This is a genomic window from Streptomyces sp. NPDC059828, assembly GCF_042731955.1.
Taxonomy (GTDB): Bacteria; Actinomycetota; Actinomycetes; order Streptomycetales; family Streptomycetaceae; genus Streptomyces.
In genome coordinates, this window is record NZ_JBHWIW010000037.1 from 1 (window position 1) to 11933 (window position 11933).

General features: G+C 70.2%; 11 protein-coding genes and 1 pseudogene. 7 read left to right on the forward strand and 5 right to left on the reverse strand.

What is annotated here, in order from left to right; translation table 11 throughout:
• The 3 genes and pseudogenes from ACFV6V_RS21665 to ACFV6V_RS21675 all read left to right on the forward strand — a co-directional run.
• Positions 1-159: pseudogene (locus ACFV6V_RS21665) on the forward strand (ABC transporter ATP-binding protein); the annotation flags it as partial.
• Positions 146-1072, forward strand: coding sequence for an ABC transporter permease (locus ACFV6V_RS21670; protein ID WP_385567373.1), 927 nt, complete (start codon positions 146-148; stop codon positions 1070-1072). The pseudogene ACFV6V_RS21665 and the gene ACFV6V_RS21670, both read left to right, overlap by 14 nt.
• Positions 1073-1077: 5 nt before the next feature.
• Positions 1078-1878: a sirohydrochlorin chelatase gene (locus tag ACFV6V_RS21675; protein ID WP_385567376.1), complete on the forward strand. Its 801-nt coding sequence runs from the start codon at positions 1078-1080 to the stop codon at positions 1876-1878.
• A gap of 18 nt (positions 1879-1896) precedes the next feature.
• Here ACFV6V_RS21675 and ACFV6V_RS21680 read toward each other — a convergent pair whose 3' ends face one another.
• Positions 1897-2472, reverse strand: a complete 576-nt coding sequence (locus ACFV6V_RS21680; protein ID WP_385567378.1) for a hypothetical protein — start codon at positions 2470-2472, stop codon at positions 1897-1899.
• 115 nt (positions 2473-2587) lie between these two features.
• Positions 2588-3205 (reverse strand): DsbA family protein, encoded by a 618-nt coding sequence (locus tag ACFV6V_RS21685; RefSeq protein ID WP_385567381.1) that lies wholly within the window; start codon positions 3203-3205, stop codon positions 2588-2590.
• A 294-nt stretch (positions 3206-3499) separates the two neighbouring features.
• Between ACFV6V_RS21685 and ACFV6V_RS21690 the strand changes: the two genes are divergently transcribed.
• Together ACFV6V_RS21690 and ACFV6V_RS21695 are read left to right on the forward strand one after the other, a co-directional pair.
• On the forward strand, positions 3500-7327 hold the full coding sequence (locus ACFV6V_RS21690) for a hypothetical protein (RefSeq protein WP_385567384.1): 3828 nt from the start codon (positions 3500-3502) through the stop codon (positions 7325-7327).
• On the forward strand, positions 7317-7685 hold the full coding sequence (locus ACFV6V_RS21695) for a hypothetical protein (protein ID WP_385567386.1): 369 nt from the start codon (positions 7317-7319) through the stop codon (positions 7683-7685). Before ACFV6V_RS21690 ends, ACFV6V_RS21695 begins: the two co-directional genes overlap by 11 nt.
• Positions 7686-7771: 86 nt before the next feature.
• On the opposite strand, the gene ACFV6V_RS21700 is transcribed toward ACFV6V_RS21695, so the two are convergent.
• Positions 7772-8245: a hypothetical protein gene (locus ACFV6V_RS21700; protein ID WP_385567389.1), complete on the reverse strand. Its 474-nt coding sequence runs from the start codon at positions 8243-8245 to the stop codon at positions 7772-7774.
• 93 nt (positions 8246-8338) lie between these two features.
• On the opposite strand from ACFV6V_RS21700, the gene ACFV6V_RS21705 reads away from it, so the two are divergent.
• Entirely contained in the window at positions 8339-8611 is a 273-nt protein-coding gene (locus ACFV6V_RS21705; RefSeq protein ID WP_385567392.1) for a DUF4236 domain-containing protein, read from the forward strand.
• Between the two features lie 54 nt (positions 8612-8665).
• Positions 8666-9502, forward strand: coding sequence for a hypothetical protein (locus ACFV6V_RS21710; RefSeq protein ID WP_385567395.1), 837 nt, complete (start codon positions 8666-8668; stop codon positions 9500-9502).
• Positions 9503-9509: 7 nt separating this feature from the next.
• On the opposite strand, the gene ACFV6V_RS21715 is transcribed toward ACFV6V_RS21710, so the two are convergent.
• Both ACFV6V_RS21715 and ACFV6V_RS21720 read right to left on the reverse strand, forming a co-directional pair.
• The gene (locus ACFV6V_RS21715) at positions 9510-10073 is read right to left on the reverse strand and encodes a DUF1697 domain-containing protein (protein ID WP_385567398.1); all 564 of its coding nucleotides are present in this window, start codon (positions 10071-10073) and stop codon (positions 9510-9512) included.
• Between the two features lie 89 nt (positions 10074-10162).
• Positions 10163-11389 carry a S8 family peptidase gene (locus tag ACFV6V_RS21720; protein ID WP_385567400.1) on the reverse strand — a complete coding sequence of 409 codons (1227 nt, stop codon included), beginning with the start codon at positions 11387-11389 and terminating at the stop codon, positions 10163-10165.
• Between the last annotated feature and the right edge of the window lie 544 nt (positions 11390-11933).

Below are 11933 nucleotides of genomic sequence, written 5' to 3' on the forward strand. Positions count from 1 at the left end.
CGCGTCGTCCTGCTCTCCTCACGCCCCGGCCGCGTCGCCCACCAATGGACCGTCGACATCCCCCAGCCACGCCGCATCGAAGACTCCGCCGTCGCCGAACTCTCCGTCGAGATCACCGAACAACTCCGTGGGGAGATCCGCCGCCATGGCCAGCACTGAGACCAAGAGCGAGCTCACCAAGGCCACGGCCACCGGGGAGGCGGCGTCCCAGCGGACCGACGACTTCGCCGGACTCGAAGCGGGTCTCGACGCGCTCGACGCCGTCCAGGCCCATCGCACCCCCGTCCGCCAGGTACTGGTGGGCAAGGTGCTGCCGCCCACGGTGGCGGTGGCGCTGGTGCTCGTGGTGTGGCAGCTGCTGGTGGCGCTGAAGGTCACCGATGACTACAAGCTGCCGCCGCCGTCCGCTGTGTGGGACAGCGTGTCCGGGATGTGGCTCCAGGGCACCCTGCTCGAGGTGATCTGGACCAGTGTGTCGCGCGGTCTGCTCGGCTTCCTGCTGGCCCTGGCCATCGGCACACCGCTCGGTCTGCTCGTGGCCCGGGTGAAGTTCGTCCGCGCCGCCATAGGCCCGATTCTGTCGGGTCTCCAGTCACTGCCGTCGGTGGCGTGGGTGCCGCCCGCGGTGATCTGGCTCGGGCTGAACGACTCGATGATGTTCACGGTGATCCTGCTCGGTGCCGTGCCGTCCATCGCCAACGGCCTGGTGTCGGGCGTGGACCAGGTGCCGCCGCTGTTCCTGCGGGCCGGACGGACCCTCGGCGCCACCGGCCTGAAGGGCACCTGGCACATCGTGATGCCCGCCGCGCTCCCGGGCTACCTGGCGGGACTGAAGCAGGGCTGGGCCTTCTCCTGGCGCTCCCTGATGGCCGCCGAGATCATCGCCTCCTCTCCCGAACTGGGCTTGGGGCTCGGCCAGTTGCTGGAAAACGGCCGTAACAACTTCGACATGCCCGGGGTGTTCCTCGCGATCATCCTCATCCTGATCGTCGGCATCGCCATCGACCTGCTGGTCTTCAGCCCGCTGGAACGCTGGGTGCTGCGCAGCCGCGGTCTGCTCGCCCGGAGCTGATCCCTATGCACGATCCCGTACTGCTCGTCATCGCCCATGGCAGCCGCGATCCGCGGCATGCCGCGACCGTGCACGCCCTGGTGCGGCGGGTGCGGGCCCTGCGGCCCCGGTTGCGGGTGTCGACCGCGTTCCTGGACTTCAACGCCCCGGCCGTGCCGCAGGTGCTGGAGCGGATGGCGAACGACGACGTCCGGGACGTGGTGGCACTGCCGCTGCTGCTGACCCGCGCTTTCCATGCCAAGACCGACATCCCCTCCGTACTCGACGCGGCCCGGGCCCGGCACCCGCGGCTGCGGATCGTCCAGGCGGATGTGCTCGGCCCCTCGCCGCTGCTGCTGGACGCGCTGGAGCGGCGGCTCTACGAGGCCGGGTTGACCCCGGCCGACAAGCCCTCGACCGGGGTCGTCCTGGCCTCGGCGGGCTCATCCGACCCGGAGGCGATCGCAGTGATCGCTGAAATGGCGCGGGAGCTGCGGCACACCGGTTGGTGCGCCGTGCGGCCTGCGTTCGCCTCCGCTGCTCTGCCGCGCACCGGGGACGCGGTCCGCGCGCTGCGCGCCGATGGTGTGCGCCGGGTGGCGGTCGCTCCCTATGTGATCGCCCCGGGCCGGCTTCCGGACCGTATCGCCGACGGCGCCGGGTGCGCGGGCGCTGATGTGCTCGCGGATGTGCTGGGCCCCGCCCCTGAGCTGGCCGGGCTGCTGCTCCAGCGCTATGACGAGTCCCGGGCGACCGCCCGCCTTCCCCGGCTCCCGCTTCGGGCCTGGGGGCCCGCGCGGACGACCGCACGGGCGGCGGGGGCCTGAGGCCCCCGCCGGCAGGGGTCACCAGGTGTGGGCGACGTCCACGATGAGCTTGTCCCCGGACTGGAGCACCCGGAAGGGCAGCCTGGCCCGCACACCCAGGCCGATCTGGGTCTGGCCCTCGAAGCTGGCGCCGAACTTGGTGTCCTTGAAGGTCTTGTACCCGGTGAGGTCGACACCCGGCAGGGGCTTCCCGGCCTTGCCCGGATAGGTCGGGCGCATGTTCTCCGGGTCATAGCTGGGCGCGGAGACGAACACCTGGAGGATGGCACCTCCGCCGACCGGTATCGGCTCACCGGAGCCGTCCTGGTGGAACGCGTCCACATAGCCGACGTGATAGCCGAGCTCTGCCTTGGCGCCGCTGATGTCGAACACCATGCGGTCGTAGCACGTGCCCCGGCTCGCTGTGATGTTCTTCAGCGGCTTCCCGTCCGCGTCCGCGGCCGTTTTGGTGCCACTGCCCCAGGGCGTCGAGCACACCGAGACCGATGGCGTGCCCTCGGTGCGGTGGGACACGGCCGACGCCGGTCCCACCGCGCTGACAAGGCCCGCGGTGGCGAGCGCCAGCGCCGCGCCCACTGTCCATGAACGTCCCATGACCTACTCCCGACGTGTATGTGTGACAGGTGCACACAGTGAGACGTAGGGAACATGCGCTGGTTGACCGATTTCCCGTTCCGGCCATCACAAAGGCCGAAACGAGCACGCGGTGTCAGGCCGTGTTCAGCTTGCCGGTCCGGGTGCGCTTCAGCTCGAAGAAGTCGGGGTGGCCCGCGAGTACCCGGAAGCTGTCGAAGAGCTTGCCCGCCTCTTCACCGCGAGGGATCGAGTTGAGCACGGGACCGAACCAGACGGCTCCGTCGACATGGATGGTCGGTGTACCGATGTACTCCCCGGACACCGGGTCCAGACCGGCATCGTGGCTGCGGCGCACCGCGTCGTCGTAGGACTCGTCGTGCGCCGCGGCGGCAAGCTCGGCCGGCAGTCCGGCCTCCGCCAGGGCCTCGGCGATCACCGCGTCGAAGTCCTCGTTCTTCTGCTGGTGGATCCGGGTGCCGAGGGAGGTGTAGAGACCGCTCAGCACCTGCTCCCCGTGCTGCTCCGCCGCGGCGACCAGGACCCTGACCGGCCCTATGGTCCGGTCGATCAGCGCGCGGTAGCCGTCAGGGAGTTCGTTGCCCATGTTGTGGAAGTACAGACTCATCGGGCGGAACCGGACATGGATGTCGCGATGCTGCTCCACCTCCAGGATCCAGCGGGAGGTGATCCAGGCGAAGGGGCAGGCGGGGTCGAAGTAGAAGTCGACCTGAGCTGTGTGGTCGGTGGTCATGGAGATGACCCTAGAGGCTGGAGTGGCCCGGGACCACGGGCGTCGCCCGGCCCTTCGGAGCCATGACTACCTCAGGGTAACTACGGCTGGAAACAGCGGTTCATGACCGAAAAATACCTACCAGTTGTAAAACGATCGTGAAATTCTCGTCGTGCCCAGGGGGAGGGCGATCACGGGGATCAGGCGCTTGACCAGCGCCACAGGGGGAGACAGACCCGCACCGTGCCGTGCGGCGTGCCGCCGCGCATGCCTTCCGCCGGGCTGACCGCATTCAGTTCAGCAGAAGGCAAGCACGTGCAACGACTCACCCTCTTGCGGGCCAGACGCGACGGAAGGTGGCGCGTCACGCGCGCCGGCCTGCGTCGCACCCTCGCGGGCACGGCCCTCACCACGGCCTCCGCGCTCCTCGTCGGCCTCGTCCAGGCGGCTCCCGCCAGCGCCGTCGAGGTCCCTCCGGACACCGAACCCCCCTACCGCCCCATCGCCCTCGGCGAGCAGGGCCGCCTCGACCGCTGCGCCGCGGGTGTGGCACTGCACGTCGGCGGACCGGAGCTGAAGAAGCTCTCGGCGAAGCTGCTCACCGGCCCGCCGGAGGAACTGGGCACCGCCACCGACCTCGCGAGCGGCATGTGGCCACTCAACCAGGCGATGGTCAAGGACCGGGACTGGCCCGGCGGCGAGTCCTCCACGGACCGCACACGGCGCTGGGAAGCCGCCAACCAGACGTACTGGCAGACCGGCTGGGGCAGCGTCGCGAAGGACGCGCCGCAGTTCGCCAAGGGCATCGAGGCCTTCACCCGCAACACCCAGCGCGAGCTGTGGAACAAGCTCCAGACCGACGGTCACGCCATGGCGTCCAAAGCCTCCCTCGAGCGGGCCAAGGCGGTCGCCGAGGAGATCAAGGGCCGGGACGTCAACAACGACTGGCTCGCCGAGTCCATGCTCAAGGACGCGGAGAGCCCGCACTACCGGATGGTGACCGCGAGCGACATCGCCCGCTTCCTCCGGCACGGCGGCTTCATGGCCCAGACCCCGCCCGAGGACTCCCCCGAGTTCCGGCTGGAGGTCGAGGCCCTCAAGGTCGGCTGGGGATCCTGCGACAGCCGCAACCCCGTCGACTTCTACCGGGTGATGTCCCCGATCGTCGCGACCGCGCACGTGGAGTGGGAGCAGGAGTACGCGGCTCAGGCCCAACCGCGCACCGAGATCGTCAACGCCGAGGTCGTGGCCTCCGACGAGGTCCGCAAGGCCACCGAGGCGATGATCGAGGCCATGGGCCAGGCCTGGCTCGCCGACCAGATCCTGAACTGGCAGAAGTACTGGTCGAAGCAGCCGGCCGACCACCTGCACCGGCCCAAGCCGGCCGCGTTCACCAAGGCCAACGCCGATCTGGCCACGGCCCGCGCCAAGGCCGCGGCCCAGGCGAAGACCGCCGCGACCGCCGCGACCGCCGCCAAGACGGCGGCGGACAAGGCGAACACCGCGCAGAACGCCGCCTGGAGCATCGCGGACGCCGCGAAGACCCCGCGCGGGCGCGGCCTGCTCTTCGCGCAGCAGTCCGTCCAGGTCGCCAAGGCTTCGGCGGCGGCAGCGGAGGCCGCGTCCAAGGCCACGCTGACCGCGTCGAACGCCGCCAAGGCCACGGTCGCCGACAGCAAGGCCCTGTACGCGCTGGCGCAGACCCAGTCGCACGCCACCAACGCCGAGTTCCGCCGGGTCGCGGCGCAGGAGGCTGCCGCACAGGCGAAGGCGGCGGCCACCGCTGCTGCCGCCCAGGCGAAGGAGGCCGCGGAGAACGCCACCAAGGCGAAGGCCGCGCAGGCCACCGCCGAGCGGGCGCAGGAGACCGCGCGCCTCGCGGCGGGGACCGCCAAGGCACAGCGCGCCAAGGCCGAGCAGGAGAAGGCCCTCGCCGCGAAGGAGCGCCAGACTGCGGCCAGCGAGCGCGCCAAGGCCCAGGCGGCCGAGCAGCGCGCGGCCAACGAGCGCGAGACGGCGGGGCTCGCTCGCTCCCAGGCGGAGGGCGCTGCCAGGACGGCCGACGAGCAGCTCACCGTGGCGCTCCTCGCCGAAGGCAGGGCCGCCGCGGAGCGCGAGAAGGCGGAGGAGGCGGAGCGCGAGAAGAACGCCACCGCCGCCCGGGCCGCGGCCCTGGAGTCGGCCGCCGCCGCAGCCGTCGGCACCAGCGCCGCGGGCGAGACCCGGGAGGCGGCCACGGCCGCCCGTGCCGCCGCCAACGACGCGGCCGGCGCGGCCACCCGGGCGCGCGCCGCCGCCGGCGAGGCGAGCACCGCGGCACAGAACGCCCGCGCCGCCGCCACCCGTGCCGATGCCGCGGCACAGCGCTCCCGCGCGGCCGCTGACAAGGCGTGGTCGGCCTACCAGACGGCCGCCGCCGCGGGCGCGGTCGCGCACGCCGCTGCCGCCGAGGCCATCGACGCCTCCGAGGCCGCATCGGCGAACGCCGCCAAGGCCGAGCAGGAGGCCAAGAAGGCTCAGGCCGCCTCCCTCAAGGCGAGCCAGGAGGCCGACGCGTCCCGTGCCGAGGCCGCCAAGGCCATGGCCTGGGCGGCCGTGACCGCCGGACACGCGTACGCGGCCGGTCAGGCGGCCTCCGCGGCCCGGGACTCGGCGGCGGAGGCGATCAAGCCCGCCAACACCGCCATCGCGATGGGCACCCCGTACCGGGAGTCGGACTCCGCTGCCGCTTTCGCCGTCCTGATCGGCCAGACCGCCCTGTCGCTGTCCGAGCAGCAGGCAGCCGCGGCCACCGCCAAGGCCAACGAGGCGGCCAAGGCCGCCGCCGACGCCAAGGCGCTGGCCGACAAGGCCGCCGGCGACGCCAAGCTCGCCGCACAGGCGGCAGCGGCAGCGGCCGCCGACGCGGCGGCCGCCCTCAAGTCCATGGCCGCCGCCCGGGCTTCGGCGGCTGAGGCGGCCAAGGCCGCCGAGGCGGCGAAGAAGGCCGACGCCAAGACCAAGGAGTACGTCGCCCAGGCCGGCACGGACTGGTTCTACGCCGACAGCGCCGCCCGCGACGCGTCGAGCGAGGCCGCCGCGGCGAACAACGAGGCCACCGAGGCCGAGAAGAGCGCCACGAACGCCCGCGCCTCCGCCGACTCCGCCACCCGCGACGCCGGCGCCGCGGACACCGCGGCCACCCGGGCGGAGACGGACGCCGTAGCCGCCGAGAAGTCCGCGGCCAACGCCAACCAGGACGCGAAGGAAGCCGACGCGGCGGCCGACCGCGCCGAGGAGGAGTTCCGCAAGGAGGAGGAGGAAAGGCGCCAGGCCGCCCTGGACGCTCCCAAGCCCGACACCGGGCCGGACCTCACCAAGGACGAGGAAGCCCTGCTCCTCGCCCAGTGCGGCCAGTCCTGCGTGGACGAGTTCCGCAAGGCCAGGCAGGCCCTGGCCATGGACGTCATCGACTGGGTGATCGCCAACGGCGGCCAGATCCTCCTCGACGAGCTCGGCTACACCGACGCGAAGAAGTGCTTCGCCCAGCGCGACGTCGAGAGCTGCCTGTGGACGCTGGTCAACGTCATCCTCATCGGGGCCGCCGTCACCAAGATCCCGGCCGTCGGCAAGGCGATCTACCGGGTCAGCAAGGGCATTCACTCCTTCTGGGAGGGCCTGGACAAGGCGAAGGACACCCTGGACCGGCTTCGCACGGTCGTGGACCGGGTCAAGAAGGGCCAGAGCGCCGTCGAGTGTCTTGTGTCGATCGCGGAAGGCGCCGGCGTCCAGCGGGCCGCGTTCCACGGTGCGGCAGCGAAGCCCGCGGCGCTCGCCACTGCCGCCACGAGCAGCAAGTCGAAAATCTGCGTGACCTCGGCGCTCGGCAAGAAGTCCAAACTCGCCAAGCTCGCCGAGGCGGCCACCAAGAACCAGGACGTCCAGCGTGAGATGAACTCCCTGATCAACAAGCTGATGGACGGCAACGACCAGCCGGGCAAGGGCTCCAAGGCTCTGTCGCACGGCATCCGCTACCTTCGGGGCCAGAAGGGCGCACGGCTCTTCTTCCGTGAGGTCAAGGACGGATTCGAGATCATCGGGAAGTCCGACAAGGACAACGAGTCGGATGTCATCAAGGAGCTGCTGAAGGCCTATGGTTCATGACCCCTTCGTGGTCGTGAAGACCACGCACTTCACGGTCACCTACACACTCGGTCTGGACGACGACGCCGCCACCATCGAGGACGTCGACGCGATCATCCGCGCCCCTGACGGTAAGAGGTGGAGCGCAAGCCTCATGACGCTCCGGTACATCGCCGAGGTGATGGACCGCAGGTCCACCACCGGCGAGACGGCCGGCGGCCTCTACCTCCAGATCCCCGACCTCGTGATCGTCCGCGAAGGCGGCCTGGACGCCATGACCAGGGCACTGGTCGATCTCTTCGGCACGTTCGGGATGAACACCGACGTCCTGCCGCGCCTCACCGACGACGACGAGGAGGAGGTCGCCGAGGAAGACTGACTCCCGGCACCCGCCGCATACCGGGCCCCGGTGGAAGGCACTCCTTCCACCGGGGCTCCGGCACATCCGGCCCCCCGCCGGCCCCTTCAGCGCCCAGGATGCGGCGGGCGCACCTCCACGAAGCGACGGCCGCCCCGCCCCCGGTACACCAGGGCGTCCCAGCCGAGCCGGTCCAGGATCCGTGCGCACTCCTCAAGGGCGCCGCGCTCATCGGAGGCGGTGCCACCACCCGGTGGCCCCAGCCATTCGACCGCGACGGCCCCGGGCTGCTGCCCGTGCTCCTCGTCCGCGGCCCGCACTCTGTATCCGGCGACCGCCCGCCGTCCGGACGCGTCGACCGCGGACGGCGGTATCCCGGCGGCTTCGAGGGCGAGCGCCACGGACCGCACCATCCGGCCGTGCTCCCACGGCGCCGGGGCCGCCTCCGGTGCGGCGGCTCCGGTGTTGGTGAGGCGCCGGATCTGGAGCAGCCCCTCGAACGCGACCCGCACCTCGGCCGCCCGCGCCCGCACCGCGCGCTCGTCAACCGGCCGCGGTGGGCCGTCACCGTCGTCGTACATGGGACCGACGATAGGCCGGGCCGGTGACAATCCCCGCTGGCCCATCCGGAGGAGAAGCCGGCGGCGCCCGGGACCGTTCCCCGGGAACAGGACATGTCTGCGGTGACAAGACCGTGGCGGCGCGGTGACAGCCTCGCCGGGTTGCCCGTGCACCATGACGGCAAGGAGGCCGATATGTCGATCTATTACCACAAGCGGATCACGATCATCCCCAAGCTGCTGCACCTCAACATCAGTGACCGCGGCTGGGCGATGAGCTTCGGTACCCGCCGGGCCCACGTCACGCGTCACAGCGGCGGCCACCGCAGCGCGTCGGTACGGCTGCCGGGAGGATTCAGCTGGCACAAGAGCTCCCACCGGCACTGAGGCATGGCTCGGGGCCTGGGATAGGTTGGCCGCCGCCGACCCAGGAGACCCACCGTGCCCAGTCGTCCCAGCGTGTTGTTCGTGACCGACCTCGCCTACCAGGCCCGGGGACGGCGCTACTGCGACGAGGACATCTGCCTGTCCTCACGGCTGCGCGGAGAATTCGACATCGCCCTGTGCCATCCGCTGGACGCCGCCGCGCTGATGGACGGCTTCGACCTCGTCGTGGTCCGCAACAGCGGTCCCGTGCTGCACTACCGCGAGGAATACGACGTGTTCCGCGACCGGGCCACCGCACGCGGAACCCGCGTCTACAACCCACTGTCCGGCCGGGCCGACATGGCAGGCAAGCAGTACCTGCTGGACCTCACCGCAGCCGGCTACCCCGTCATCCCCACCATCGACCGGCCCGAGGACCTCGGCTCGCTGTCCGGGACCGACGACTACGTGGTCAAACCGAAGGCAGGAGCGGACTCCATCGGCCTCCGCGTCGTCCCCCGGGACCAACTGGACGGCCTCGCGTACGGCGACATCCTGGTCCAGCCCCGCATCGACTTCCGCTACGAGGTGTCGTTCTACTACGTCGACGACGCCTTCCAGTACGCCCTGTACGCCCCCGACCCCAACCAGCGCTGGGTCCTCGGGGCCTATCAGCCCACCGAGGCCGACCTCGGCTTCGCGCGCCGCTTCATCGACTGGAACACACTCCGGCACGGCATCCAGCGCGTGGACGCCTGCCGGACCCAGGACGGCGAGCTCCTCCTGGTGGAACTCGAGGACCTCAATCCCTATCTGTCCCTGGACCATGTCGACGAGCCGACCCGGGACGCCTTCGTCAGCGCCATGGCAGCATCGCTCCACCGGTATCTGGACACCGCACCCCGCGCTTGAGACGGCTTCAGGCCTCCGCCTCCGCGGCCATGTCCGCCAGCTTGACGACGGTGTTCCAGTTGCGGGTGGTGGCGGTGATCCCCTTGAACAGGCTCGGCCGGGCGAGCTGCTCCGCGAGCTTGGAGCGGCCGAGTCCGTCGGGGGCGTAGAGATAGAGCGCGCGGTCACCCAGCCGGAACTCCTCCGGCAGATGGGCCGCCGGGTCGATGCCCGCGAGGCGCTCCGGGTCCACCCGCTCGGAGAAGTAGGTGACGTGGAGCTGTCTGCCTTCGAGTTCGGCGGCCGGGAAGGGACAGTCGTCCACGATCGCGCGCAGATACCGCGCCCCGCGCACCAGGCAGTCGACAGCGAAGCCGAAGTGCCCCTCGACGGCCCGCTCGATGGCGGACGCGAGCCGGTCCTCGTCCGGCTCCGGGCTGGTGAACACGGCGTTTCCGCTCTGGAGGTAGCTGCGGACGCCGCCGTGGCCCAGCTCCGTCAGCAGTACGCGGAGGTCCGCCATGGGGACCTTGCGGTGACCGCCGACGTTGATCCCGCGGAGCAGCAGCGCATACGCATACGTGTTCTCCATCGTCACACCATAAGACGGCCGCCGTGCCCCGTGGGGGAGGGCACGGCGGCCGTCGGTCCATGGGCGGACCGGGTCGGGCGGTGACTCGGTTACTCGACGACCTTCAGGAGCTTGTTGGGCGTGCCCTCGCTCGGGTTGCTGATCTTGTCGGGAGTGGCACCGTCGGTCAGGGCCTTGGCGACCTGCTCCGGAGTGGCGTCCTTGTGTCCGGCGAGGTAGACCGCGGCGGCGCCGACGACGTGCGGGGTCGCCATCGACGTACCGGAGATGGTCTTGGTGCCCTCGTCGCTGTCGTTCCAGGAGGAGGTGATGTCCGAGCCCGGAGCGTAGATGTCCACGACAGAACCGAAGTTGGAGAAGTCGGACTGCTGGTCGTCCTTGGTCGACGAGGCGACGGTGATGGCTTCCTTGACCCGCGACGGGGAGCCCTGGCCGGCGTCACTGGACTCGTTGCCCGCGGCGACGGCGAAGGTGACACCGGCGGCGATGGCCTTCTGCACGGCCTCGTCGAGTGCGGGGTCGGCGCCGCCGCCGAGGCTCATGTTGGCAACAGAGGGACCCTTGTGGTTCTTGGTCACCCAGTCGATGCCCGCGACGACCTGCTCGGTCGTGCCGGAGCCGTTGTCGTCGAGCACCCGCACGGCGACGATCTTCGCCTTCTTGGCCACACCGTGCGACGTACCGGCTATGGTGCCCGCCACGTGTGTGCCGTGACCGTTGCCGTCGTCGGCGTTGTCGTCGTTGTCGATGGCGTCGAAGCCGCTGCTGGCGCGGCCCTCGAAGTCCTTGTGCGTGACGCGGACTCCGGTGTCGATGACATACGCCGTGACGCCTTCACCGCCGCCGTCGGGGTACGTGTACTTACTGTCGCCCGCGGTGTCGGCCTGGTCGATGCGGTCCAGGCCCCAGGACGGCGGGTTCTCCTGGGTGGCATTGATCGAGAACTTCTTGTTCTGGACCACCTTGTCCACGGCGGGGTCGGCGGCGAGGCGCTTGGCCTCGGTCTCCGAAAGCCCGCTGGCCGAGAAGCCGTTGACGGCCGATGAGTAGTTGCGCTCCAGCTTGCCGCCGTACTCCTTGGCCAGGCCCTGCTTGTCGGCCTTGGCGCTCATCGCGCTCTGCTGACCGTGCTTCAGCAGGACGATGTAGCTTCCGCCGACAGCGCCTTCGGCGTTCGCACCATAGATCTTGCCCTCCGCGGGCGCGGGGGCGGCTCCGGCGAACGACGCGCCGAATACGGTCACTCCTGCGGCGGCTGCCACGGCACTGATGGCCGCGGTCAGCTTGATCCTGCTCGCGCGCTTGTGAGTTGCCATGAAGAGGGATCTCCTCGTCAACTTTTGTGGGGGGATTGACCTCCGGACGGAAGTTCTCCGGAGGACGCTTCGAAACACTGACCGATTGACGGGCTCAGATCAAGAGCTTCATACAGCTGTGACTTACTCAACAAGTCTTCGTAATACGATATCCACCATGCCCCCTCATGTCGGACGCGAACCCACTCAAACTCTTTACGTGTTACGGGGATTGGGCGCCGCCACCGTGCCCGACGGCGATCGTGGCTGGTCGGAAGCGGCAGCAGGTCACCGCAACTGCATCCACATCAGGGGGTGTTGTCCCGCACGCAGCGGGTAGAAGAGCGCGGTTCATTTCACCGGGATGGGCGCGACGTGGCGGCGCAATTCACCAAGTGTGATGATTCTGAAACGATTTTCGGGGTAACGGCGACCGAATTCATCGAGCCCGCAATCCCGCCGTAGGGGACTCGGGAAGCAAAGGAGCATGTCGGTCCGATAGTCCGGGCGGGCTCGAGCGTCCGCGCTTCCACCGGTGGCTCCGTCACCGTTGCTGGTCACGGTC